The organism is Candidatus Edwardsbacteria bacterium (assembly GCA_018821925.1).
In the GTDB taxonomy this organism is placed as follows: domain Bacteria; phylum Edwardsbacteria; class AC1; order AC1; family EtOH8; genus UBA2226.
Genome location: JAHJLF010000076.1, coordinates 1 through 25,913 on the forward strand (window position 1 = coordinate 1; position 25,913 = coordinate 25,913).

Genomic DNA, 25,913 nt, shown 5'->3' on the forward strand with positions numbered 1-25,913 from the left:
AGAACACGCCGATATATCTTTTAATGCTACTGCTGGCCGGGTGCGGAGCCAAGGACCAGCCGGCCCGGATCCAGCCGGCGCCGGGCCGAACGCCATCCCAGACCATTGTGGGTTTCACCCTGATCGAGACCATCCTGGGGCGGCGCTCCTGGGTGCTCAAGTCCGACCAGGCCGATACCTACGACCAGAGCCAGGAGGTGGATCTGCGAAAGCTGGATATAGATTTCTACAAGACCGGCACCGATTCGGTCAACGCCACCCTGACGGCGGATTTCGGCAAAGTCAACATGGCCTCCCGCGACATGGAGGCCAGCCGGAACGTCCGGGTGGTGACCAGCGACAGCCTGGTGCTGATCACCGATTATCTCACCTGGAACAACGACACCAAAAAACTGTTCACCGAATCCGCCATCCGCCTGGAGAAGGGGACCGACTGGCTGACCGGCGACGGACTGGAGGCCAGCTCGGATCTCAAGGAGATCCAAATCAAGAGGAACGTCAGGGGCCAAAAAGATCTGTTGAATATAGAACGATGAGCTGCCTTGCCGGAATATTTTTGGCCGCCTTGCTGGCGGCCTCGGCGCCCGACACCAGCCAGCCCTACATGGTGTCGGCCAGCTCCATGAAGGTCCAGCTTATCGGCCAGGACAAGGTGACCTGGCTGCGGGGAGCCGTGGAGATCATCCACGGGCCGACCATCATCCGGGGCGACAGCGCCCGGATCTCCACTCTGCAGGAGCAGGCCCTGATCTGGGGGCATGTCCGGATAACCGACCGGACGGCTGAGCTGGCCGGTCGGAGCGCGGTCTACTTTAAAAGATACGGCCGGAGCGTCCTGCACGGCCGACCAAACCTGAAGGACGGCGGATGGACCCTGACGGCGGATTCCCTGGTCCACCTAAAGGATCAGGCCAAGAGCTATGCTTTCGGCCAGGTGGAAATGCGGGACTCGTCAGGCAAGAGCAATATCCAAAGCGACTACGGCGAATATTGGCACCAGGAGAGCTACGGTCTGCTGACCGGGCGCCCAAAATATTCCATCATCGGAGGCAGCGGCAAGCTCAGCGCCATCACTGCCGACCGGATGGAGGCCTACCAGCAGGGGCAGGTGGCTATCGCCACCGGCAATGTCCTGTACTCCGAGGACAGCGTCTGGGCCTCGGCCGGGAGGATGTCCTACTTTAGGAATGAGGGCCGGATGTTCCTGGAGGAGCAGCCCCGGGTGTGGCGCAGCGATGCCGACCTGTCGGGCCGGACCATAGAGCTGATCTTCTACCGGGACAGCCTGAAGAACTCAGTGGTGCGCGATTCGGTGGTCCTGCGACAGTTTTTGGCGGAGCCGGGCGACACCGACCTGATCAAATGCGACAGCCTGTGGATAGAGTTCGCCCAGGGAAAGCTCTCCCAGGCCCGGGCCACCGGCAGCGCCTGGAGCCGGTATCACCAGTTGGACAAGGGAAAGGTCTCGGGCTGGAACGTCACGGCCGGCGACCAGATGGAATTTTATTTTTCTGAAGGCAAGATAGATAAACTTAAGGTGAATCAAAAATCCAGGGGTGCCTATTTCGAATTGGAGAAGCCATGAGCCCCGGTAAAATGGGATTAAGACAGGAACTGAGGCAGGTGCTGGCTCCTGAGATGCTGCAACTTTTAAAACTGTTGCAGCTGCCCACCCTGGAACTGCAACAATTGGTGCGTCAGGAGCTGGAGATCAATCCCATGCTGGAGGAGATCCTGGAGGAGCCCTCCAGCGAACAACAAAAGGAGACTGAAGAACGAGAAGAACACAATGAGCCATCCCCGGAACTGGACCGCATCGATTGGCGGGATTACATGCAGGAAGGGGTGGACGATCGCTATCTTAAGAACCTAGAACCCACCGAGGAGCCCGAGGGCCCCATTGTCGTCCAGAAGGATACCTTTCAGGATTATTTGCTGTTCCAACTGAGGACCTCGGCGGCCGATCCCCAGGCCACGGCCATCGGTGAATACCTGATAGGCAATCTCAACGACGACGGATACCTGACCATCACCCTGGAGGAGGTGGCCCAGGCCCTGGAGCATGATCTGACCGCGGTGGAGCGGGCCCTGGCCGAGGTTCAAAAGCTGGACCCGCCGGGGGTGTGCTGCCGGAACCTGCGGGAATGCCTGCTGATCCAGTTGAATATCCTGGGACAGGAGGAAAGCCTGGCGGCCAGGATCGTGTCCGGCCACCTGGAGGCCTTGGTGCACCAGCGATACCCGGCCATCGCCCGGGCTTTGGGCGTCCTGGAATCCCAGGTGTTGCAGGCCAGGGAGCTGATATCTTCCCTGTCGCCCAAGCCGGGGGCCAGTTTCACCAGCGACGAGTCGCATTATGTCTATCCCGATCTGGTGATAGAGAAACGGGACGGGGAATACGTGGTAATCGCCAACGACCAGGCGGTGCCGCGGGTCAGGCTGACCACCGGCTATCGCCAGATATTATCCCAATCCCGCAAGTCCAGCCCCCAGGACCGGGAGTACGTGGTCAAGAGATTGGAGGCGGCAAGGTTCATCGTCCGGATGATAGAGCAGCGCCGCCGGACCATGACCCGGATAATGCAGGCCATCATCGAAAGGCAGACGGATTTTCTGGACAGAGGCATCAGATACATCAAGCCTCTGACCATGAAGCTGATCGCCCAGGATATCGAGATGCACGAGTCAACAGTCAGCCGGGCGGTGCACAACAAATACGTGATAACCCCCAACGGGATGCTGCCGGTGAAATATTTCTTCGGGGTGGGGCTGAAGTCCGATTCCGGGGAGGATTCCGCCAAATCCATCAAGGACACCATAGCCGAAATGATAAGACAGGAGATCTCCAAAAAACCCTTAAGCGACCAAGAGCTCGCCGATAGGTTAAGTCGCCAGGGGATTACCATCGCCAGGCGGACGGTGGCCAAGTACCGCGAGGAGCTGAAGATACTTCCCACCAAATACCGCCGGAGCAGGGGATGAGCATTACGGAAAGCAAGATAAAGAACCCCGCACTGGGGCGGCTGCCAGGCCATTTCAAACAGCGGATCGTCCGGTCTCCCAAAGTGGAGGAAGTGGCTGGCGCCCTGAGCCGTTTGGGCCTGCATACGGTCTGCGAGGAGGCCCGGTGCCCCAACCGCAACCACTGCTATTCCGAGGGCACGGCCACTTTTCTGATAATGGGAGGCAGCTGCACCCGCTCCTGCGGGTTCTGCGCCGTCAGCAAGAGCGCTCCCCAAAGGCTGGATCCCGACGAACCCCGGGCGGTGGCCCGGGCAGTAGCCGATCTTAAGTTAAAATATGCAGTGGTGACCTCGGTGACCCGCGACGACCTGGAGGACGGCGGGGCCGGCCATTTCCGGGAGGTCATCGAACAGCTCCGCCGCCTGGATCCCCCGGTCCTGATCGAGGTGCTGACCCCGGATTTTATGGGCCGCCCGGAATCGATCGATGTGGTGATTGCGGCCGGGCCGGATGTTTTCAACCATAACCTGGAGACCATTGCCCGGCTGTATCCCGTGGTGCGCCCCCAGGCCGATTACCAGAGATCATTGGACTTGATATCCAGGGTCAAAAGAAACGGCCTGCCCGCCAAGTCCGGCCTGATGGCCGGGCTGGGAGAATCGCTGGCCGAGATAAAAACCGCCATGTCCCATCTGGCCGATGCCGGCTGCGACATCGTGACCATCGGCCAGTATCTGGCGCCATCTGTCCTGCATCATCCGGCGGCCCGTTATTGGGAGCTCGAAGAGTTCGAGGAATGCCGGGCTTACGGCCAGGATATGCTGGGGTTCAAAGCAGTGGTGGCCGGACCCCTGGTAAGAAGTTCTTATTACGCCCACCAAACATACCAGACGATAAAACATTAACCGAAGGAGGGACAAAATGGATCTGAACATCACCACCAGGCATTTCGATGGACTGACCGATTCTCTGCGGTCGGATATCGAAATGAGGATGGCCAAACTGGAAAAATTCTTCGACCGCATCGTGGAAGCCAAGGTGATTTTAAGCGAGGAGAAGAACCGGCAGATCGTCGAGGTCTCCATCCATCTGCCGGGCGGGATCAGATTGCTGGCCAAGGAGGAGGCCGGGGATATGTGGGCTGCGGCGGAGACGGCTATCAAGAAGATAGAGATCCAGGTCAAGAAGGTCAAGGATCGGAAGAAGGACCGCAAGAGAACCACCCTCAGAAAACCGTTATAAAACAAACCAACCGGAGGCGCCCATGAAAGCGGTATTGGTAAAGGAACTGCTGGCCGACCGCCAGGAAACCCTGCATCTGGAGGTCCTGACCGGGGATATCGGCCTGGACCGTAAGATAATCATCGCCGACACCAACCGGCCCGGCCTGGCCTTTACCGGCTATATGGGCTATTTCCTGTGGGAGAGGGTGCAGATCATAGGCATCACCGAGACCGGCTACCTGGAGACCCTGCCATCGGATAAACGGATCGAGGCCATCAAAAGGATCACCGCTTTTGAACTGCCCTGCGTCGTGGTCACCAAGAAGCTGGCGGTGCATCCCGAACTGCTGGCCGAGGCCAAGGCCAGGAACATCCCGGTGTTAAGGACCGATATCGACACCACCGAGTTCATCCACCGGCTGTCCTCCTACATCGACAACATGCTGGCGCCCACCACCACCATGCACGGCACCCTGGTTGATGTCTACGGGGTGGGACTGCTGTACACCGGCGACTCCGGCATCGGCAAGAGCGAATGCGCCCTGGACCTGATCGAGCGGGGGCACCGGCTGGTGGCCGACGATGTGGTCACCATCAAGAAGCGCGGGGAGCGGGTGCTGATGGGCTACGGCAATCAGATGCTGCAGCACCATATGGAGATCCGGGGGATCGGCATAGTGGACCTGACCACCCTGTTCGGCATCCGCTCGGTGCGGATGCGCAAACGGATCGAGGTGGAGGTCCGGCTCAAGCGCTGGTCGGACGATGAGGATTACGAAAGGCTGGGGCTGGAGGAAAAGCCCACCACCATCCTGGGGGTGGAGATCCCGTTGATCACCGTGCCGGTGGTGTCGGGCAAGAACATCAGCGTGATCTCCGAGGTGCTGGCCATGAACCACCTGCTGAAACTGTGCGGATACAGCAGCGCCGAGGAATTCAACAACCGGCTGCTGGATTCCATGCAGAAGAAATTCGAGGGGGCCCGGTTCGTGGAGGACGATTTGGAGTGACCTTAATGAAAAAGATATTTATCCACTGGAATAGAAATAGATCGGAGTGTGAACAGTCCCCAATAAAAGCTTTTATAAAAAGCTTAAAATATCAAAAAGATGGGCTTTCCTCGGATAACTTTTCAGTTTTCAAAAAGGCAGTATGTTTCATAGTTGTAATATTTTTGGCAACGCAATAGCCATTGTTTTAGCTTTAAGTTACCTTTTTATGGGATATCTGGGAAGTGGTTTGGATGGACTTTTTAAAGTAGCCATCTTTCTCATAGTACCATTGGGTTGCATATTTTATAGTGATGCGTTGGGCCAATACACCGGGTTCTATGGGCGAGGATATATCACAAAAAAGAGCCCAGCATTTATTGTTCGCTTTATGGGATGGGCTTTATTGTTCGCTCCAATAGCAGCAATAATTATATCAAGGCAATATTAAAATGGAATGCCATAGATGTCATGTCTAAATTAAAATTCATATTCGGGGTTCATAACCACCAGCCGGTGGGCAACTTTGATTTCGTATTCAAAGAGGCCAGCCAGAAGGCCTATCTGCCTTTCCTGGATATGGCCGCCCGATACCCCTGGTTCCGTTTCACCATGCACAACAGCGGATGCCTGTGGGAATGGCTGGAGGCCAATTGCCCGGAGTATTTCGACAAGGTCAATGCTCTGGTCAAAGCCGGGCAGGTGGAGCTGATGGGCGGCGGTTTCTATGAGCCGGTGTTGCCGGCCATTCCGGAGAATGACCGCCGGGGCCAGCTGGAGATGATGTCCGGATATCTAAAAGATAAATTCGGTAAATCTCCCGACGGGGCCTGGGTGGCCGAGCGGGTGTGGGAGCCCTGCCTGGCATCAACCCTGGCCGGGGCCGGCATAAAATACACCGTGCTGGACGACTACCATTTCAAATGCGCCGGAAAGCAGGAGAAGGACCTTGCCGGACATTACCTGACCGACGACCAGGGTAAAAATCTTTCGGTATTTCCCATCAGCCAGAAACTTAGATACCTGATACCGTTTCATGACGTGGACGAGGTGATAGGCCATCTCCGGGAGCTGTACGATTCAAATAATAATGCTCTGGCCATAATAGCCGACGACGGCGAGAAGTTCGGCATCTGGCCCGGCACTTTTGATCATGTATACACCAAGGGCTGGCTGAAACGCTTTCTGGATAAGCTATCCCAGAACCTGGATTGGATCGAGCTAAGCACCTTCTCGGAAGCGCTCAAGGAAATATCTCCTTTGGGCCGGATATATCTGCCCACCGGATCCTACGCCGAGATGGGCGAGTGGGTGCTGGAGCCGGAATCGGAGAGTGTCTACCAGGAACTGGCCGGTCGACTCAAGGCGGAGAATAGCTACCAGCGATACAGCCCGTTCGTCCGGGGGGGATCTGGCGAAATTATCTGGTGAAATATCCCGAATCCAATAATATTTACCGCAAGATGCTTTACGTCAGCGGCAAGGCCGCAGGCTCCGGTGATGATATCAAGCGGGAACTGTACCGCGGCCAGTGCAACTGTGCTTACTGGCACGGGATCTTCGGCGGGCTTTATCTGCCGCATCTGCGGGAAGCCCTGTACCGGCACCTGATTCGGGCGGAGAACCTGGCGGACAAAGATCAGTCGCCGGAATACCCCACGGTTGAAATGACAGACTTCGACGGGGACGGACATCAGGAGATCCTTTTATCCAACAGCAAGATGAACCTCTACCTCTCCCCGGAACAGGGCGGAACGATATTCGAATGGGACATCAAAGAAAAGGAAGTAAACCTTTTCGACACCCTGGCCCGCCGGCCGGAGAATTATCACCGTCAGATAGCCGGTATCGGCCACGGGGACCAGGGGCAGGGCAAAAGCATTCATGAGACGCTGACTGCCAAGGAGCAGGGCCTGGAGAAACTGCTCCATTACGACAGATTCCGCCGGGTGGGATTGGTGGATCATCTGCTTAATCCTGAAACCACCATGGAAGAGTTTGCAGCCTGTGCCCACCAAGAGACCGATCAGACGCTGGGCTCGAAATGGGAGGCTGGAACATCCAAGGAAGGCGGGCTGATAAAAGTCGAGCTGTCAAAAATATTGGGCGATCTTCAAATATCGAAGGCCATTTCTCTTGGTGCGGACGAATCGTTTCGGGTTCACTATCAATGGACCAACAACGGGAAGACAGGTCTTGATATCTGGCCTGGGGTGGAGTTCAATTTCGGATTGCTGTCATCGGGACCCGGGAGGTATTGCACATCGCCGGACCCGCTGTCCACCGAAAGGATGGATCTGCCGGCTTCCGACAGCGCAATCAGCCAGCTGTCGGTTCACGATGATTACCGTAAAATGGAGATCGTTCTCTCCTTAAGCCAGCCGGCCGACCTGTGGCGGTTTCCGGTGGAGACAGTATCCCAGTCGGAATCGGGGCTGGAAAGGAATTACCAGTGCTCGTGCTTTTTGTGGCATAAGAAAATAAAACTGGATCCCGAAGAAAAATATATAATAAATTTTGAAGTAGGATACAAAGAGGCTTGATGCAGGAGATAAAAGCGCCCATCGTTAACCGTCTGGGCATGCATGCCAGGCCGGCAGCCCTGTTCGTGAAAACATCCAGCAAGTTCCAGTCCAAGATCTGGGTCCGCAAGGATGACCTGGAGGTCAACGGCAAGAGCATCATGGGGGTGATGATGCTGGCTGCCGAGCCCGGCAGCAGCCTGATCATCAGAGCCGACGGGCCGGACGAGCAGGAGGCCCTGGAGGCCTTGGCCAAACTGGTAGCCGATAAATTTTATGAGGATTGATCATGGCTAATGAGACCAGATTATACGGGATCCCCGTCTCCCCGGGTTTCGGCATCGGCCAGGCTTTTATCTATCGCAAAAACCTGCCGGTGCTCAAGCGGCAGACGGTGGATAACGCCAACAAGGAGATCGCCCGGTTTCACAACGCCCTCAGCAACGCCCGGCTGGAGATCGCCGAGCTTCGGGACATGATCGCCTGCCGGCTGGGGAGGGACGAGGCCGAGCTGTGGACCGCTCAGCTGATGATGCTGGAGGACGTGACGGTGATCGAAGCTACCGCGGACAGGATAAGGGAGAAAAGACAGGATGCCGCCTCGGCCTTCCATGAGACCATCAACCAGGTGGCCGAGACCATAGAGTCGTCCTCCAATCAGTATCTGAAAGAGCGGGTGGCTGATATCCGGGACATCTCCTGGAGGGTGATAAAACACATCCAATCCGGAGATCCATCGGTTCTGCACAAGCTTCCCCGGAATTCGGTGGTGGTGTCCCACGACCTGTCGGCGGCCGATACCGCCCTGATGTCGGCCCGGAATATTGCCGGCTTCATCACCGAGGTGGGAGGCAAGACCTCGCATACCGCCATTGTGGCCCGCTCCCTGGAGATCCCGGCGGTGGTTGGCATCAAGGGCGTCCTGCAGCAACCCCTGCCCGGAACCATAATCATCGTGGACGGCACAAGGGGGGTGGTCATACTGGACCCCCTGCCCCAGACCCTGGAATCTTACCAGCGGGAGCTAAAGGAATACCAGAAGCATATCACCGACCTGAAAAGACTGCGGAAAAGCAAGCCGGTAACCCTGGACGGTCGCCAGATCGAGCTGTCGGCCAATATCGAGCTGCCGGAGGAGATCCCCTCGGTAAAATCACACGGGGCCAAGGGCATCGGGCTTTTCAGGACAGAATACCTTTTCCTGACATCCTCCCAGCTGCCCGATGAGGAGCAGCAGTTCAATATCTACAAACAGGTAGCCGAGAAAATTGCCCCAGATCCGGTGATAATACGCACTTTCGACTTGGGCGGTGACAAGATCAACGGCCACGGCTTCTCGCCTGAGGCCAACCCTTTCCTGGGTTGGCGGGCCATCAGGTTCTGCTTAGACCGGCCGGAGATCTTCCGGGCCCAGCTGAGGGCCATCCTAAGAGCCTCGGCCTTCGGCTCGGTCAAGATCATGCTTCCCATGATCTGCTGCCTGGAGGAGATAACCCAGACCAAGGTCATTCTGGATTCCATCCGCCGGGAGCTGGACCAAATGAAGATCGCCTATGACCGCAACTGCCAGATGGGAATCATGATCGAGACTCCGGCGGCGGCCCTGACCAGCGACACCCTAGCCAAGGAGGTGGATTTCTTCAGCATCGGGTCCAACGATCTTACCCAGTATACCCTGGCGGTGGACCGGGTCAACGAGAAAGTGGCCAAATTGTACGATCCCTTCAATCCCGCGGTGCTTAAACTGATCAAACAAACCATAGATTCCGGGCATCAATCCGGCATCTGGGTGGGTTTGTGCGGAGAGATGTGCGCCGATCCCCTGGCGGTGCCGCTGCTGCTGGGGTTGGGCCTGGACGAGTTCAGCATGAACGCGGTCTCGGTTCCCGAGGTCAAACGGATGATCCTCAAACTCAGGATGGAGGATTGCCGGAAAGTGGCCGAAGAGGCGATGCAGGCAAAAAGCGCGATAGAGGCCAGGACCATACTTTCAAGATTTGTTCTGAATATCTTTCCGGACCTGGCTCTGAGTTGTGCCCTGGAATGATCATGATATGAAAATGTGAATGGCCAACCTTAAACCCTAAAATATAATCAAAGAAGGAAAAATGGACGAGAAGAAAAAACTGCAATTGCTGGATCTGGTAGCCCAATACCAGACCATCAAGCCGGAGATTGATGAGGCCATCTCCAAGGTGGTCTCCACTGGCGGGTTCATACTGGGCAAGACCGTGGAGGAGTTCGAAAAATCGGTGGCTGGCTTCGTGGGAGTAAAATACGGCATTGGGGTAAACTCTGGCACCGACGCCCTGTACCTGGCTCTCAAGGCCGCCGGGGTCAAGGAGGGGGACGAGGTGATCACCACCCCGTTCACCTTTATCGCTACCGCCGAGGTGATCTGCTGGATCCCCGCCAAGCCGGTGTTCGTGGACATCTGCCCCGACACTCTTAACATCGATCCGGCCAAGCTGGAGAAAGCCATTACCCCCAGGACCAAGGCCATCATCCCGGTCCACCTTTACGGGCAAGCAGCGGATATGAACCAGATCATGGAAATCGCCAAAAAGCACAAGCTGGCGGTGATAGAGGACTGCGCCCAGAGCCTGGGGGCCAAATATCACGGCCAGCAGACCGGTAGCATCGGCCACATCGCGGGCCTGAGTTTTTTCCCCAGCAAGAATTTGGGAGCCTACGGCGACGGCGGCATGGTGCTGACCAATGACGAGGAGATGATGAAGATGGTAAAAATACTGCGCCAGCACGGGCAGGACAAGAAATACCACCATCTCAAAATAGGAGTCAATTCCCGGTTAGACGCCCTGCAGGCCGCGGTGCTGTCGGTCAAGCTAAAGCACCTGGAAAAATGGAACCAGGCCCGGCAGGAGAAGGGCGAATACTATAACCAGCGCTTTGCCGGGATCGGCGATATAAAAATTCCCCAGGTGCGTTCCTACAATGAGGCCATTTATCACCAATATACCCTGAGGACCGCCAAGCGTGATTCCATGGTGGAGTTCCTGGGACAGAATGGGGTGCCAGTTGCTGTTCATTACCCCATACCCCTGCACATGCAGCCGGCCTTTGAATTTTTGGGCCACAAGAAGGGCAGCTTCCCCGTGGCTGAAGAGGCCGCTAGCCAGGTGTTCTCCCTGCCGATATATCCTGAGATTACCAGGGAACAGCAGGATCAGGTGGTGGATGCCATCGCCAAGTTCTATAAATAAAAAACAAGACCCAGCCCGTAAGGGCTGGGTCTTTATGTAAATTTAAAATGCGACTGTAAACCTTCCGACCTCATCACTTCGTATGTTATTTGGTTTGCGGTACTCAGTGCAGACTCTTCCCTCTCCTAATGCTTTAGGAGAGGGGTAGGGGAGAGGTGTTATAAGAGGAAGCGGAGGAATCCTTTTAACGGGACAAAACAGAAGCCTTCAACTGGCCGCAAGCGGCGTTGATATCTTGCCCCTTGCTGATCCTGACGGTCACCGTCACACCCAGCTGGTGCAATCTTTCAAAGAATGCCTGCTGGACTTGGGGCGACGAGGGTTTGAGGACACTTTCCCTGCCTCCCGGGTTATAGGGAATCAGATTGACCTTGGCGGGAATATTTTTCAGCAGCTTCGCCAGCCGGTCGGCATCGTCCAAACTATCGTTTATACCGGCCAGCAGGATGTATTCAAAGAATACCAGCTTGCCTTTCCGGTTGCTGAAATCTCTGGCGGCGGTCAGCAGCTCTTTCAAAGGATATTTTTTATTTACCGGCATTATTTTGCTGCGGCCGGCATCAGTAGAAGCGCTTAAGGATATGGCCAGCTTGAACTGCTCCGGCTCTTCCATCAGCCGTAAGATGCCGGGCACTATACCCGAAGTGGAGATGGTGATATGTCGGGCGCCGATGTTGAACCCCTGGTGCGAATTGATCAGCCTGGCGGCCGAGAGAGTCGCATCGTAATTGAGCATCGGCTCGCCCATGCCCATGAACACGATATTGGTGATGCGATTTTTCCATCCGGTCATACTCTGCAGGTGGAACAGCTGGTCCGCTATCTCCCCGGCGGTCAGGTTGCGGACAAAGCCCATGGTTCCGGTGGCGCAGAAGCCGCAGTTCAGCTTGCAGCCCAGCTGGGTGGACAGGCAGGCGGTAAGCCGCTCCTTGCTGGGGATCAGCACGCTCTCGATCAACTGACCGTCGGCGGTCTCCAGCAGGATCTTCCGGCTGCCGTCCCGGGACCGGCGTTCGGTCTTCAAGCGAAATTCGTCGGGCCGGAAATATTTCTCCAGGTTATTACGCAGCTCCTTGGAGAGGTCGGTCATCTTGGAAAAATCCGAGACGCCGCGCTGATAGAACCAGGCCATGATCTGCCGGGCATGGAAAGCCCTGGCCCCCAGCGGGGCCAAAGTTTTCTTCATCTCTTCAAGATGTAATCCCTTAAGGGAGGGTAGTGAAATATTTTTCATTGTTCAATGATAATGGAGCTATGAACAAAAGTCAAGGACATAACGCTTTGTATCAGTGCCCGCAATGCGGGGCCGACATCAGCCTCTCGCCAAAACGCCGCCTGGGCAACTGCCCTTTTTGCGGCTCGCGGCTGCATATGGAGCCAGGGGAAGTTGAGAGCCGCTGGATGCTTCGCCCGGCCCTGATGCGCTCCGAATGCCACCGGATACTTTCGGCCTGGGTGTGGGAGAACTATCAGGGAACGGCAACAGGACTTGAGATCAGCCAAAGCCTGTGGGTTCCCTGGCTGAGGAAAGAGCAGAGAAAGAACGGCGAGATTACCGGGCACAGCTATGAGTTGGCGGTAAAACCAAAGCATCCGCATATCACCAATGTGAAAATCCCGCCGGGCGAATATGTCCGGTTCGACCGGGATAAGACCGCCGGTTTCGTTCTGCCTGAGATTCCGGATGAGGATCTGAAGCCGGGAGATGCCGTCATCTACGTTCCGTTTCATGTCGCCAGCTTCAGCTATGGCGGAGAGCGAAAAAGCGCGGTAATAGAGGCCTCCACCGGAAGCATGGCAGGGTACCAGCCCGATAAGAGGATCAAAATATCCCTTCAGTGGGGAAGCCTGGCTATAGCAGGCATTATTTTTCTGCTCGAAGGCGTGCTGATCAAGCCGGTAATAGCCAAGGCCATCGTGCTGGGCCTGAGCTTCGTCATATTGGAGATTATCGTCAGTCTGGTATGGGAGGGTTGGGGATGGAAAAAATAACCGCTTTATTGTGCCCGGCATGCGGCTCCGGCTTGAAGGCGGAGTCCGGAAGTATTCTGGCCCAATGCCGTTCCTGCCGGGCCTCAGTAGCCTTGGGTTCGCAGTTGGGCTTCTACCGTTACTATGTGGAGCCCGGGATCAAGCGTAATGCCGCCATATCCCTGGCCGGACAGGCCACAAAGCTTTCCTTCGAGCCCATTGCCGCCCAACTGATGTTCGTTCCCGCCTGGCATGTGGAGGCCGAGGCTTTTGGTTTCATCGGCGGCCAGCGGCCGATAGTGGAGAGGGTCCTGAAGATCCCTATCTCCGATGCCAGGGGAAACAATGCCTACGAAAAGGAGATCAAGCAGAAGTCCGGCGGCGAGGTGGTAAAAAAGAGCTTGTGGATCAAGAAGGATTACCGGATGCTGGGCCTCAAATGGAACGAACTGGGAGGCAGCGATATCAGGGATACTGCGCCCGGAATGGAATTGATGCCGGAGGACGATGTCGAATTGTCCAAGCTGGGTCTGGTGCTGGAGCCGGATGCGGTAGCCGAGCCGGAGATGATAGCGGAATCCGCCAAATTTTTCAAAGGGCAGATGCTGTATCCCTACGGAAGCTACCAGGGGCTGACCAGCCATATCTCCCTGCTCAAGCAGAACCGGAGGCTGATCTATTACCCGGTGTGGCGGGTGCTGGGCTTTACCAAGAAGGGCCGGTTCAAATGCCTGGTGGACGGTGTCAACGGAACGCAGATATATGTTAAACAATACAGCAAGGCTAAAATCGTCCCTCCCACCAAACACCTGATCGCCACCTTGGCTGTGGCGCTGGCCCTGGGAATGATATTGTCGCCTCAAAAGGTCTTCATGCAGGGATGGCTGTCCTTGGTGGCGCCGTTCTTCCTGCTGGGCTTTCTGGCCGGCGGCGCCGCGCTGAATCGCCTGATACTGGATCGGCTGGCCGAGAAGGCCGCCAGGTTTATCTGGAAGGTGTGATTTAACCCCACCCAAAGCCCTCCCCTCGAGGGGAGGGCCGTGGAGAATAAAATGATCCGCAATCAACGGTATACTCAAATAAAGCTAGCCGTTGCTAAAAAATTGCGTCTAGAAATGACACCTGCTGAAACATATTTTTGGAAAGCTGTAAAGGGTAATAAACTAAATGGACTGCATTTCAGGAGACAACAGGTCGTTAACGGGTTCATTGCGGATTTTTACTGTGATAAACTGAAATTGGTGGTGGAAATAGATGGAGGTGTGCATGAGAAACAGAAAGACTATGATGCCGAAAGAGATCGTATAATTGAAACCCTCAATATAAAAGTTTTACGTTTTACAAACCAAGAGGTGTTAAAAGATATTAAAAGAGGGGTCTTGTATAGAAGATTTTTTAGAAATCAGTTGAAAATGAGGTTAGAAAGCACCTGTTTGAGGTCCTGATTTCTATGATTAAAACGGAATTCTGATTCCTTGAGATAGAGATAAAACATCTGCCTGGGGATGCCATTATGTTTTCTCATTTTCCTCTTGACAAAGGACCAAAATGATTCGATTCCGTTAATGTGATTGTGATCCCGGGCAAATTCTTTAGAGTGATTTATGCGGTGGTGTTTGTAGCCAGAGAATACTAAGCTATCATAACTGCGCCACTGATCAGTATAAATATTGGACTTTGACTTGTTCACTAAACCCTTGATAATAGGCATAATTGCATTACGAGACACATTGGGTATTATTCTGGTATAAACCACACCTCCTCGCTTGAGTATGCCTATTACCGGTATCTTGGTCTCTGTGCTACGGCCACGCTTATCACCACGATGACGGGATCCAAAATATGACTCGTCAATCTCTATGCTGCCGGTTAATTTCTTCAGGTTTTGTTCCTGGTATTCTGCAATCCGGTCCCGAAATATTCTATAAAACCGGTCTATGGTATGCCGGTTTAGTTTTAAAGTCTTAGCTGTCTGGGTGGCAGTTAATTCATCGCAAAAACAGCCCAAAATCTTTTTTATCGTGTAATCGCTTATTTTGCTATATTTCATAGGCCTTTCCAGGATTATACCATAAATTTCCTAGACAAGACCCTAAAAGAGTTTTGGAAAAAATATTGGAGATATAACCTACCCGCAATCCCCTTCCCTCGAGGGAAGGGGTAACGGGATGGGTTAAAATTATGAAACTCACTTCTTTAAAATGCCCCCACTGCGGGGCCAAGCTGAAGATAGCCGGGAACACTGTGCTGGCGGCCTGCCAACACTGCGGCAATGCCGCCGAATTCACCGGGGATTCGGCCGTCAGGCTGGAACAGGCCATAATTAAGGCCGAAGGTCCACCGGGTATTCTCCTGCCGTTTTGGCTGATATCATATAAGGCCAAAATATCCAGCCTGGTTGCCCATTCGCCCCAAAGTCCCTTTCGGCAGAATGGCACGGAAGCGTTTTACCGGCCAAAGAATACCAAGCCAGAGGACCTGGAGATCCCATCCAGGATGCTGGTAGCGGCCTTCAGGGGCAACAATTTTATCAATTACACTGCTGACTTGAGCCAGGCGCTGAGCCTGAAGCTGGATCGGGATCTGCCAGAGAAGGATGTGGAGAAATCCATGGATTACGGCCGGTGCTATTACGGCCATCTGGACGCCCAGGGCATGGTGGAGGTTCTGCTTAGGGTGTTGGCCAACAAAAAAAGCCGCGATATCCTGGATATGGATTTCGATATCAAATGGGGGGAAAGAAAGATCCTTTGGTGGCCGTTCAAGAAGGACGGGGATTGCTGGAGGGATATGATCTACCAGCAGAGGCTGCTGCAAAGCGCTCTGGAGAAATGATCCCTTTTTAATGTATTATAACCTTGCCCTGGTAATTTATTTATAATAAATAAAAGAGAGTGATTGCCAATATGTATTATAAAGTATATATTGATAAACGCCCAATTAAAGTTGCTTTTATGATAGATTTGGGCAATATTGATGACAAACAGTTTAATGATATATGTTGTTACAACATTGGGAAATGGGGCGGGCGATATAACCCCTTTGTAATCTTTAGTGAGAATATTATTGATAACGAATATTGGAATTTATTATTAAGTTTTGATCCGGATGTTATAAAATCTGTAATTAAGCTAGATGATATTTTATTGCGAAAAATAAATGACGCATTGTCTCCGTTCGGTATTGAAGACAAACTATTTAAAAACCATGTAATGTATATAAATGAAAAACCAGCTAGCATCAATGTCGTTAAAGAAAATTTTAATAAAATATCTTATTGGTCTCCATTAGGTAGTTCAAAATTAATAAATTTCATTATTGATTATAGCTCGAAGGATTTTGTTTTAAATAATTTTATAATACGAAATTATGGTGCGTATAATCATTCTGAAGGTTCTTTTAACATCAGTGAGGATAATTTAAAAACATATAAAATATCAAATAGAGATGATTTTAAAAAAGCTTTAGATGAAATAGTGAATATTCCTAATGTGATTTATCCAATCCAACTGTGTTCTTTGCCAAATTATTTTAAAGAAGTTGAAAAATATGATGCTAACCCTTTTACCATAGTTATTGGTAATACTATAGAAGATTATACTTATGCTTGGAATAATGCTTTATTTGTGCCAAAGCATGTTAGGCATAGATTTAATCAAGTTTGCATTCCGCAAGAATTAATTGATGATGAAAGCTTAAACCCTTCCTTAACAAAGTGGTTAAAAAAGACATATGAAGAACATAATAACCAGTTGCACCAAATAAAATTTACAAGTATAAGTTTAGACGATCAAATAATTGAGGAATATAGCAATAAAATATTTAAGGAAAAACACATAATTAAAACGATGAATAAATCTATATTTACCTGTCCCAAATTTTGGCAAAACGATCCCTTTTATAATCTTGAAAACAAAAAGCTTGAAATAAACAAAATTACTAAAGAATATAATGAAGAGTTTAAACTATCGGAAACATTCTTTATTGAAGAAACTAAGGGTTATGGTAATTGTATGGCAGATCTATATATTGAATATGATTTGAAAAGCGAAAATAATCACCAATTATTTTATAAATTGCCCAGGAAAAATATTTTAGCGGGAAAAATGTTTCGTGGTAAAGCGAGAATAACTGAGGACGGCGTGCCCTCGGTTGTTATAGATTTAAACGACCCTAGAGTAAATATAAATATTTTGAAATCAAATGAAATATTTGAATGTTTATTTCGGTGTGACTATAAGCCAGGGTGGAGTGAAGATTCCCGAGGGAGATTGATTAGCGAAGAAAAGTATTTTGTTAAAGAATCAAGTAATGGTAAATATTTAAATGGAATGATTGGTCTGTTTGGAGGATTAGATAATACATATAATGTATTCAAGGAAAAATACTGGCGTAAAGTTTTCGATTTTATTATATGTAAAGATGTTAATAGATATGACAAAAGAGTTGAGACCCTAAAAACAAGAATAAAAAAACGATTAACAAAACATCCACTTACAAATGGCAACATAGAAGAATGGATTGAACGAATATATGAATACTCAAAACAGATTATACCCTATGGACAAGAAATTCCATTTGTTAAGGGTTTTTTGCGCCTAGCAATAGAGGAGCTTGAAGAAATAAACAAGATGTTTCCAGAATATAAACTAACAATTGAGGTTGAATCGTTAAAAGATGAAATTGCTAAGCTAGTAACACGCAATATATTATTTATGGGAATAAATTCCCATTGCAAATATTGCAGCTATGCTAATTGGTATGATTGCGATAATATAAAACATGTTTTAAAATGCAACGGTTGTGGCAATATGTACACTATTGGGACAGATCAAAAATGGAGTTATCGTTTAAATACGTTGATTCAGGATTGTTATCTAGAACAAGGGCTACTGCCAGAAATACTTGTTTTGGGGCAAATAGCAAAGGATGCCAGAGTGTCATATATGTATTCGAATAGTTTGGATATATTTAATTATAAAACTGGTGAAAAAATAACTGATATAGATATAATTTGTATAAAAGATGGTAAATTTATAATTGGTGAAGTAAAAAATTCGATGGATAAGTTTTCACAGGGTGATTTTGATAAAATGAAAGAAATATCTAAAGCTATTAAACCAAACGTGGTTGTTTTTTCATCTTTAGATTTAAACCCAAACTCAAAAGTCCAAGATAAAATACGTAAATTGCAAGAAGAACTTATTACTGAAGGCATAGAAGTAAAATGGTTTTCTCTTGAAGAAGAAACATTTAAACCGTCGGATTTTTTCAGGAAGTATGTATGATGTAAATATAAAAACAAAAAAGCCCTGCAGGTTTCTGCAGGGCTTTAATTTTTATAGCAGTGATTAAAACGCGTCGTAATACGAAATCTTAACAGTCCGGCCCACTCTGGCCGGCTCCTGCCCCTCCGGCCCATTGCGCAGGATGTTCCTCAGGTCGAATTCCAGCATCAGCTTCTGGTTGAACAGCCAGCGCAGCCCCAGGTTCAGATAGCCGTAGCCCTCGCCGTACTGCTGATCCTCCAGGTTGTCGTTCAGCGCCAGGTCATACTCTGCGGCCAACCATAATTCCGGGTTCAGCGATTTCTCCAGCCCGCCGAAGAAATTTATTGAATTGTCGGGGTTGTCGTCATCCTCAATGCTGTAGTTGGCCCCGCCGTGAAAGGCCAGGGTTCCCATAAAGCGGTAGTTCTTGCTGGCCACAGCGTAGAAGCCGGGGGATTTGGTCAGATATCTGTTATTCAGGTACGGCCCGTTGCCCTGATTATTGAAGCCCAGGGCGATGCCCGGTCCGTAATAGCTTTCATCGAAGATCCGGTATTTAGCCATGAACCCGGGCTGGGGGTTCCATTCGGGATTGCCGTAGCCGATGATGTTATCCCCACCGTAAGCGAAGCCGAAGTTCAGGCGGTCGAACAGCCCGAAGTTGAAGCCCAACAGCAAGCCGCCCACCGGCTGCATCTTTAGATTAATGGAGTAGGTGGCCCGGGCCAGGGTCCCGGCGGTGGGGTAATCCACCATCTCTCCGAACTGCACGGCATGGGCCGCGCCGCCCAGCAGGGCCAAGGTCAAGGTTATAATGAAAAGCCTCTTCATATTATCTCCCAAATATCATTTCAGTAATTATATATATTTGACGGCCGTTTTGCAAGATAAATAAATGCCTTAAACAATCTTAACAGTAAAGACCCAATCTCCTCGGTTCTCTGTTGGGCCAAGACACCCCTCTGTTTCTCCCCTTGTTAGGGGAGATGTGGGTCATGGAGAAAGATTAAAAGAAAAACTCTGTGCGCTCTGTGCCTCAGTGGTAAAAAGGGTCCGTAGCCTATTGGTACCTTCCTCCCGGGCCGTTCTTCCGATAGTTGCTCTGCTTGCGGGGCGGGGCCGGCTGCCATTTGCCGCAGAAGCGATAAAAAGGCCCGCCCAGGAACTGGTTCAGCTCGGCCAGCAGTTCCTGCTCCGGCATCACCTTCAATTTCTGGGAGCGTATCCTTACCGGCTGGGATTCACCGTTTTTAACCACAAAGGTTACCGAGCAGACTCCGGGGTAGCGCTGCAGGATCCCGGTCAGCTGGCGGGTGAACTCATCGTCCATCTTGGTCTGTTCCAGGTGTATCTCCAACTGTTCCACCAGCCCCTTGCGGCATTCCGGCAGGGCGTAAAAGTCCGAGGCCACGATCTTGGGGGCCTCATCCTCCTTGGTGGACACCGTTCCGGCCACCAGCACCACGCCGTCGCTGTTTATCAGGCTGCGCTTGGTCTCGTACAGATCGGAGAACACCACCACCTCGGTGAATCCGGTCAGGTCCTCCAGCGAGACGAAGGCCATCGGCTTGCCGTTCTTCTGGGTGATGGATTTAACCGAGGATATCAACCCGGCCACGATCACCGCCTGATAATCGTCCAAGCCGGTCAATTGGTCCAAATTATGGCTGGCGAAGCATTTGATGTCGGCGGCGTATTTCTCCAGGGGGTGCCCGGAGAGGTAAAACCCCAGGGCCTCCTTTTCGAAGGCCAGGAACTGCTTGTGGCTCACCTTGACCGGGTTTTTTTTTGCTGGATCCCGGGCGGTCCCGGGCGCCGGTTCGGCGGAGTCGAAGAAGGAGGTCTGGCCCATCTCCCGTTCGTGGCGGATCTGGGCGGCCGATTCCATGGTGAGGTCCAGGTCGTGCAGCATTCCCTCGCGGTCGGGCTGGATGGCATCGAAGCAGCCGGATTTTATCAAGCTTTCCAACACTTTGCGGTTGACCACCCGGGCGTCGATGTTCTCCAGCATCTGCTTCAGGGAATCGAAGCTTTTTAGCTCCCGGCGGGCCCCGATGATGGAATCGATGGTGTTTCGGCCCACGTTTTTGACCGCGCCCAGGCCGAAGCGTATGGCCTGGCCCTCAGGCTGGTATTGGTGCTGGCTGGTGTTGATGTCCGGGGGAAGCATGACGATGCCGGTCTCCCGGCAGTTGGCCAGGAAGGAGATGGTCTTGTTGGTGTCGCCCATCACGCTGGTAAGCACGGCCGACATATATTCCAGCGGATGGTGGGCCTTGAGATAGGCCGTCTGGTAGGCCAGCACCGCGTATCCGGCGGCATGGGATTTGTTGAATCCATATCCGGCGAACTTGGCCAGCAGATCGAATATCTTCTCGGCCTTGTTCTTGGGGATCTTATTGATTTCGTTACAGCCTTTGATGAAGGCCGGGCGTTGTTTCTCGATATCCTCCCGCCTTTTTTTGCCGATGGATTTCAGCATCAGATATCCGGCACCCAGCGAATAACCGGCCAGGGCCTGCACTGCCTGCATCACCTGTTCCTGGTAGATCAGGATGCCGTAGGTGTTCTTGCAGATGGGCTCCAGCAACGGATGCTCGTATTCTATCTTCTGCTGGCCGTTTTTGCGGGCCAGAAAATCCGGGATCAGATCCATGGGGCCCGGCCGGTACAGGGAGATCACCGCGATGATGTCGTCCAGGGAGGAGGTCTGAAGCTTGACCGTCAGGTCGCGCATTCCGGCCGATTCCAGTTGGAATATCCCGGTGGTGTTACCCTTCTTCAGCAGGGCGAAGGTCTGCTCGTCGTTGTAGGGGATGGCGTCTATGTTCACATTGACGCCCCGCTCCCGGAGCATCCGGATGGTGTCGTCGATCACCGTCAGGTTGCGCAAACCCAAAAAGTCCATCTTCAGCAGCCCGCATTTTTCCAGCCAGCCCATCTCGTACTGGGTGGACACATCGCCTTTGCTGCTTTTATACAGGGGCAGGTAATCGGTCAGTTTTCCGGGCGTGATCACCACTCCGGCGGCATGGGTGCCGACGTTGCGGATCCGACCCTCCACCGCCTGGGCGATCTCGATCACCTCCTGGAAGCGGGGGTCGGATCTTACCAGCTTGTCCAATTCGGGAACGTGCTTGATGGCCTCGGCGATGGTGTTGCCGAAAGGTATCAGCTTGGCGATCTTATCGGCCTCGCTGTAGCTCAAGCTGTAGACCCGTGCCACATCCCGCACCGCTGCTTTGGCCTGCATGGTGCCGAAGGTGATGATCTGGGCCACGCTGTCCGATCCGTATTTCTGGTTGACGTATTCTATCACTTTGCCGCGCTGGGTGTCGCCGAAATCGATGTCTATATCCGGCATGCTGACCCGCTCCGGGTTCAAAAATCGCTCGAACAGCAGGTTGAATTTCAGCGGCTCCACGTCGGTGATGCCCAGGCAGTACAGCACCAGGCTGCCCACCGCCGAGCCACGGCCCGGACCCACCGGCACCTGGTTGGCCCTGGCAAAATCAATGAAATCCTTGACCACCAGGAAATAGCCGGGGAAATTCATCTTCTCGATGATCTCCAGCTCCTTGTTCAGCCGCTCCCTGATCCCGGAGGTAACCGTCTGATATCTTTTGTTGAGACCGGTCTCGGCCAGGTATCTTAAATAGACGGCCTGGCTGTCGAATTCCTGGGGAACGGCGTAGGAGGGGATATTCAGTTTGCCGGAACCCAGATCAGACAGCAGCAGATTGCAGCGCTCGGCCACCGCCATGGTGTTATCAATGGCCTGGGGGAATTCCTCGAACAGCCGGGCCATCTCGGCCGGGGATTTGAAGTAGAAGTTGTCGTTGGAAAATTTCATCCGGTCGGGGTCGGTGATGGTCCGGCCGGTCTGGATGCACAGCAAGGCGTCGTGGGCCTTGGCATCTTTGGCTTCCAGATAGTGGACGTCGTTGGTGGCCACCAGCGGGATGTCCAGCTCTTTGGATATGGCGGCGATCTCGGGGATGACCTGAAGTTCCTCGGGCAGGCCGTGGTTCTGGATCTCCAGAAAAAAATCCGGCCCGAACAATTCCCGGTAGAAGGAGGCGGCCTCCCGGGCTTTTTTTGGGTTGCCTTTCAGGATGGCCTGGGCGACCTCGCCCTGAATGCAGGAGGAAAGGGCCAGCAGGCCCTCGGAGTGCTGGGCCAGAAATTCTTTGTCGATGCGCGGTTTGTAGTAGAATCCATCCAGGAATCCGGCCGAGGAAAGCTTCATCAGGTTGTGGTAACCGATCTCGTTACGGGCCAGCAGTATCAAATGAAAGGCGGTCTCCCCGGCGGCATCGGCCGAACGGTCCAACCGGCTGCCGGGAGCCATGTACATCTCGCTGCCGATGATGGGTTTGATCCCGGCCGAACGGGCGGCGGTATAAAAATCCAGCGCCCCGAACATATTGCCGTGATCGGTGATGGCCAGCGAGGCCATTTTATGCTCGGCAGCCTTTTCCACCAGTTTTTTAACGGGGATCAGGCCGTCCAGGACGCTGTATTCGGTATGAAGATGAAGATGGGTGAATCGGGAGTGAGGCATGACGATTTTGATTTTAGATTACAGATGACAGGTTATGGGGATGCGGGATAAAGTTTGCCAAAAATGACCAGCAAAGATTATTCCTGCAGGTCGGAAAGTTTTTTAGGAACGCTGTTGCCGGTGAGGGGAAGGTCCAAGGGGTTGGCGCAGTATTTTTCCTTGCAGCGGCTGCATAAGATGAAAGTGAACTCGCGGTGCACCTCTTCCTCCAGCAGCGATTCCGGCACCCCGGCGGTCTGCTCGTTTATCCGGGCGATGAAATCTTTGATGCTGGTGCCGTCGGCCTCCTCGAGCACACCGTCGAACCCCTGCAGCAGGGAGATGTTCAGACGGTAATATATACTGCCCTGGGGCAGGGATCTTCGGCATTTTTCACAGCGTCGCATAATATTTTCTCCTCCACTGTTAGGATATCACTTAATGGTTAGAATTTCAATAGTAAAGTGTTTCACAATTCAATTGACAAATCATATAAATGCAATTAAACTTAACAATGCCACTTCGGGGGTTGAGAATCCAGCAAATTTGCCACCAAGGCACAAAGACACAAAAAATATTTAAACCAATGCCTAAAAAATTATTCACATCATTATTATTCTCCCTGGCGGTGATAATATCATTCTTCTCGCAGCTTTCTGCCGCCAGCATCTTCATTCCCATGGACCTAAGCCAGGCGGACCACCTGCGGGCCTACGGGGTGGTGTACCGTTGCCTGAAGAATGGAATCAAAGTGGAGTGGCTGCTCAATTATCGGGGTGGTTCGTTCCTGACCTCCGAGAACCAGACGACGGCCGAGCTGTGCAAAATCTCCGGGGTCAGCTACAGCATTATCTCCGACAATCAAACCTCGGAGCTCTACCGCCAGATTGAATCCGGGAACATGGAACGGATTGAATTGGAGAAGGCTCCCAAACTGGCGGTCTATGTTCCGCTGACCCACGATCCCTGGGACGATGCCGTCCGCCTGGCGCTGGACTATGCCCAGGTGCCCTATACCACTCTGTGGGACGAGGAGGTTCTGTCGGGGGCGCTGGCTCAGTACGACTGGCTGCACCTGCACCACGAGGATTTTACCGGACAGTATGGCAAGTTCTATTCCAACTACCGTAACACCGACTGGTACCAGAACGATGTTCGGGCCAATACCCGGCTGGCCGGAAAACTGGGCTATAAAAAAGTCTCGCAGATGAAATTGGCAGTGGCCGATAAGCTGCGGCAATACCTGTTCGACGGGGGCTTCCTGTTCGCCATGTGCTCGGCGCCAACTACCCTGGACATTGCCCTGTCGGCCGCCGGCACCGACATCGTACCTAAAGAGTTCGACGGCGACCCGGCCGATCCGGCCTACCAGGCCAAGCTGGACTTTACGCAGACCCTGGCCTTTACCGATTTCAATGTGATAACAAATCCCCTGGTGTACGAACATTCCGACATAGATGTTGGCACCGACGCCCTGGCCCGGGGGAAGGATACCTATTTCACCATGTTCGATTTTTCGGCCAAATACGACCCGGTATCCTGCATGCTGGTGCAGAATCATGTGGCGCTGGTCAGTGAATTTTTGGGACAGGATACCGGCTTCCGCCGGGACAAAATAAAAAAGGGGATAGTGCTGCTGGCCGAGGTGGTCGGCAGCGACGAGGTAAAATACCTGCACGGAATATACGGCAAGGGGAGCTTTGCCTATTTTGGAGGGCACGATCCCGAAGATTTCCAGCATTTCGTGGGTGATCCCAAGACCGATCTGAGGATGTACCGCAACTCGCCGGGATATAGGCTTATTCTCAACAATATATTATTCCCGGCGGCCAAGAAGAAGAAGTTGAAAACATAAATATCTATTGGCAAAAGAGATTAATATTTTGTAATTCGACGGAATGCAAAATTTGAACGCATAGTTTTGTATTGACTAAATAAATATTTTTGGTTATAATTACAAACTCTTAAGGAACCCGAAGGGCCACCGTAGCTCAGTTGGTAGAGCAGCGGTTTTGTAAACCGCTGGTCGGGGGTTCAAGTCCCTTCGGTGGCTCCATGTTACAGGTGAATTTAATTAACGGTAATCGAGTTGGCCGGCGTCTCGATATGCTTTTATGCGACTCGACGACCGGCCAGTAAATATAATAAAGTGGTGAGGTTCCCGAGTGGCCAAAGGGAACAGACTGTAAATCTGTCGGCGAAGCCTTCGGAGGTTCGAATCCTCCCCTCACCACCACTTTTATAAGGAAGAGAACCTCAAATTAGGTTCTCCGCCTGATGCCAGGCTTCAAAGTAGGGCAGCGGCGGATCCGCCGCATACTAATGCTTATATAATTTCATAGGCGGAGAATCCTCCCCTCACCACCACTTTTAGACCCCTCCCGGCCCTCCCCTTGATCAAGGGGAGGAATTAAGGCGGGGTCAAAATATCGGTGGATAAGCGATACGAGCGGGTGTAGCACAACGGTTAGTGCTCCTGCCTTCCAAGCAGGATACGACGGTTCGATTCCGTTCACCCGCTCCATTTATTTGTATAAATGATGCTTGAAGGGCACGAGCGGGTGTAGTCCGCTTGAGGCGGATTAGTGCTCCTGACGTAATTGACGGTTCTCCGCCTGATGTTTAGCTTCAAAGTAGGGCGGCGGCGGATCCGCCGCATATCATGGCTATTGTGTTGGCTTAGGCGGAGATTCCAGCGCAAGGAAGAAATTGTAGTTCATTCGCTCCATTTTATTTCAATGATCTTGCGAAATATCTGTTTTGGGCAGGTAATCACCCCTGGCAGGGGAGGGAAGATATTTCGACAATCGGCAAAAAATATAGTTGACAAATCCTAAAAATTTGATATAATTACAATTCTTCGGAAAAAACAGACTCTGCCGCCCAAAGTAGTGGTGACTTGGGGGGATAGGGGTTTATTGTTCTTTTCTTTAATAACCAATGCCCGCCTAGCTCAGTCGGTAGAGCGCGTCCTTGGTAAGGACGAGGTCACCAGTTCAATTCTGGTGGTGGGCTCCATTTGAAACATGAATTCTTAAAGAATAAATCCTTTTATAAGGAGAAGCGCCATGGCCAAAGCAAAATTCGAGCGAACCAAGCCGCACGTAAATATCGGGACGATCGGTCACGTTGATCACGGCAAGACGACGTTGACCAGCGCCATCACCAAGTACCTGGCGGAGAAGGGCCTGGCCAAAGCCAAGAGCT

General features: G+C 52.2%; 23 protein-coding genes and 4 tRNA genes. 22 read left to right on the forward strand and 5 right to left on the reverse strand.

Translation table 11 applies throughout. The features are described from left to right. The 11 genes from lptC to KJ869_09810 form a co-directional block, all read left to right on the forward strand. A partial coding sequence (gene lptC / locus KJ869_09760) for an LPS export ABC transporter periplasmic protein LptC (protein MBU1577477.1) occupies positions 1-536 on the forward strand: 536 nt, incomplete at its 5' end. Further along, positions 533-1,585 carry a hypothetical protein gene (locus KJ869_09765; protein MBU1577478.1) on the forward strand — a complete coding sequence of 351 codons (1,053 nt, stop codon included), beginning with the start codon at positions 533-535 and terminating at the stop codon, positions 1,583-1,585. The genes lptC and KJ869_09765, both read left to right, overlap by 4 nt. Further along, positions 1,582-2,982 carry an RNA polymerase factor sigma-54 gene (rpoN, locus tag KJ869_09770; protein MBU1577479.1) on the forward strand — a complete coding sequence of 467 codons (1,401 nt, stop codon included), beginning with the start codon at positions 1,582-1,584 and terminating at the stop codon, positions 2,980-2,982. Before KJ869_09765 ends, rpoN begins: the two co-directional genes overlap by 4 nt. Then, positions 2,979-3,869: a lipoyl synthase gene (gene lipA, locus KJ869_09775; GenBank protein ID MBU1577480.1), complete on the forward strand. Its 891-nt coding sequence runs from the start codon at positions 2,979-2,981 to the stop codon at positions 3,867-3,869. Before rpoN ends, lipA begins: the two co-directional genes overlap by 4 nt. 16 nt (positions 3,870-3,885) lie before the next feature. After that, a complete protein-coding gene (raiA, locus tag KJ869_09780) occupies positions 3,886-4,206 on the forward strand; it encodes a ribosome-associated translation inhibitor RaiA (GenBank protein MBU1577481.1) in 321 nt (106 codons plus the stop codon). 22 nt (positions 4,207-4,228) lie between these two features. Further along, complete coding sequence (gene hprK, locus KJ869_09785) at positions 4,229-5,197, forward strand: HPr(Ser) kinase/phosphatase (protein ID MBU1577482.1); 969 nt, start codon at positions 4,229-4,231, stop codon at positions 5,195-5,197. Positions 5,198-5,572: 375 nt separating this feature from the next. Then, complete coding sequence (locus tag KJ869_09790; protein MBU1577483.1) at positions 5,573-6,607, forward strand: hypothetical protein; 1,035 nt, start codon at positions 5,573-5,575, stop codon at positions 6,605-6,607. Next, positions 6,604-7,719, forward strand: a complete 1,116-nt coding sequence (locus KJ869_09795) for a DUF1926 domain-containing protein (GenBank protein MBU1577484.1) — start codon at positions 6,604-6,606, stop codon at positions 7,717-7,719. Before KJ869_09790 ends, KJ869_09795 begins: the two co-directional genes overlap by 4 nt. Continuing rightward, complete coding sequence (locus KJ869_09800) at positions 7,719-7,985, forward strand: HPr family phosphocarrier protein (GenBank protein ID MBU1577485.1); 267 nt, start codon at positions 7,719-7,721, stop codon at positions 7,983-7,985. The genes KJ869_09795 and KJ869_09800 overlap by 1 nt, the downstream gene beginning before the upstream one ends. Positions 7,986-7,987: 2 nt before the next feature. Next, positions 7,988-9,745 (forward strand): phosphoenolpyruvate--protein phosphotransferase, encoded by a 1,758-nt coding sequence (gene ptsP, locus KJ869_09805; protein MBU1577486.1) that lies wholly within the window; start codon positions 7,988-7,990, stop codon positions 9,743-9,745. Between the two features lie 61 nt (positions 9,746-9,806). Next, positions 9,807-10,922 (forward strand): DegT/DnrJ/EryC1/StrS family aminotransferase, encoded by a 1,116-nt coding sequence (locus KJ869_09810; protein MBU1577487.1) that lies wholly within the window; start codon positions 9,807-9,809, stop codon positions 10,920-10,922. 184 nt (positions 10,923-11,106) lie between these two features. Here the strand turns inward: KJ869_09810 and rlmN are convergent, their stop codons facing one another. Further along, on the reverse strand, positions 11,107-12,108 hold the full coding sequence (rlmN, locus tag KJ869_09815) for a 23S rRNA (adenine(2503)-C(2))-methyltransferase RlmN (protein MBU1577488.1): 1,002 nt from the start codon (positions 12,106-12,108) through the stop codon (positions 11,107-11,109). Positions 12,109-12,176: 68 nt separating this feature from the next. Between rlmN and KJ869_09820 the strand changes: the two genes are divergently transcribed. The 3 genes from KJ869_09820 to KJ869_09830 are packed head-to-tail and all read left to right on the forward strand — an operon-like array spanning position 12,177 to position 14,338. Beyond that, positions 12,177-12,914 carry a hypothetical protein gene (locus KJ869_09820; protein ID MBU1577489.1) on the forward strand — a complete coding sequence of 246 codons (738 nt, stop codon included), beginning with the start codon at positions 12,177-12,179 and terminating at the stop codon, positions 12,912-12,914. Beyond that, positions 12,902-13,894, forward strand: a complete 993-nt coding sequence (locus KJ869_09825) for a hypothetical protein (GenBank protein ID MBU1577490.1) — start codon at positions 12,902-12,904, stop codon at positions 13,892-13,894. The genes KJ869_09820 and KJ869_09825 overlap by 13 nt, the downstream gene beginning before the upstream one ends. Before the next feature lie 51 nt (positions 13,895-13,945). After that, positions 13,946-14,338, forward strand: coding sequence for a DUF559 domain-containing protein (locus tag KJ869_09830; protein MBU1577491.1), 393 nt, complete (start codon positions 13,946-13,948; stop codon positions 14,336-14,338). Here the strand turns inward: KJ869_09830 and KJ869_09835 are convergent. Next, positions 14,296-14,943: an IS1595 family transposase gene (locus KJ869_09835; GenBank protein ID MBU1577492.1), complete on the reverse strand. Its 648-nt coding sequence runs from the start codon at positions 14,941-14,943 to the stop codon at positions 14,296-14,298. The genes KJ869_09830 and KJ869_09835 overlap by 43 nt on opposite strands. Positions 14,944-15,074: 131 nt before the next feature. On the opposite strand from KJ869_09835, the gene KJ869_09840 reads away from it, so the two are divergent. Next, a complete protein-coding gene (locus KJ869_09840) occupies positions 15,075-15,728 on the forward strand; it encodes a hypothetical protein (GenBank protein ID MBU1577493.1) in 654 nt (217 codons plus the stop codon). A 71-nt stretch (positions 15,729-15,799) separates the two neighbouring features. Further along, a complete protein-coding gene (locus KJ869_09845) occupies positions 15,800-18,181 on the forward strand; it encodes a hypothetical protein (GenBank protein MBU1577494.1) in 2,382 nt (793 codons plus the stop codon). Positions 18,182-18,244: 63 nt separating this feature from the next. Here the strand turns inward: KJ869_09845 and KJ869_09850 are convergent, their stop codons facing one another. From KJ869_09850 to KJ869_09860, 3 genes are all read right to left on the reverse strand, one after another. Beyond that, positions 18,245-18,994: a YjbH domain-containing protein gene (locus KJ869_09850; protein MBU1577495.1), complete on the reverse strand. Its 750-nt coding sequence runs from the start codon at positions 18,992-18,994 to the stop codon at positions 18,245-18,247. Positions 18,995-19,223: 229 nt separating this feature from the next. Next, entirely contained in the window at positions 19,224-22,727 is a 3,504-nt protein-coding gene (locus KJ869_09855; protein ID MBU1577496.1) for a DNA polymerase III subunit alpha, read from the reverse strand. Between the two features lie 77 nt (positions 22,728-22,804). Beyond that, positions 22,805-23,113 carry a hypothetical protein gene (locus tag KJ869_09860; GenBank protein ID MBU1577497.1) on the reverse strand — a complete coding sequence of 103 codons (309 nt, stop codon included), beginning with the start codon at positions 23,111-23,113 and terminating at the stop codon, positions 22,805-22,807. 215 nt (positions 23,114-23,328) lie between these two features. Between KJ869_09860 and KJ869_09865 the strand changes: the two genes are divergently transcribed. The 6 genes from KJ869_09865 to tuf form a co-directional block, all read left to right on the forward strand. Beyond that, the gene (locus tag KJ869_09865; protein MBU1577498.1) at positions 23,329-24,561 is read left to right on the forward strand and encodes an asparagine synthetase B; all 1,233 of its coding nucleotides are present in this window, start codon (positions 23,329-23,331) and stop codon (positions 24,559-24,561) included. Positions 24,562-24,686: 125 nt separating this feature from the next. After that, positions 24,687-24,762: transfer RNA gene (locus KJ869_09870), tRNA-Thr, on the forward strand. Positions 24,763-24,857: 95 nt separating this feature from the next. Then, positions 24,858-24,942, forward strand: a tRNA-Tyr gene (locus KJ869_09875). Between the two features lie 213 nt (positions 24,943-25,155). Continuing rightward, positions 25,156-25,230, forward strand: a tRNA-Gly gene (locus KJ869_09880). Positions 25,231-25,648: 418 nt separating this feature from the next. Next, positions 25,649-25,724, forward strand: a tRNA-Thr gene (locus tag KJ869_09885). Between the two features lie 50 nt (positions 25,725-25,774). Next, positions 25,775-25,913, forward strand: a 139-nt coding sequence (tuf, locus tag KJ869_09890; GenBank protein MBU1577499.1) for an elongation factor Tu, incomplete at its 3' end; no start/stop codon positions are given.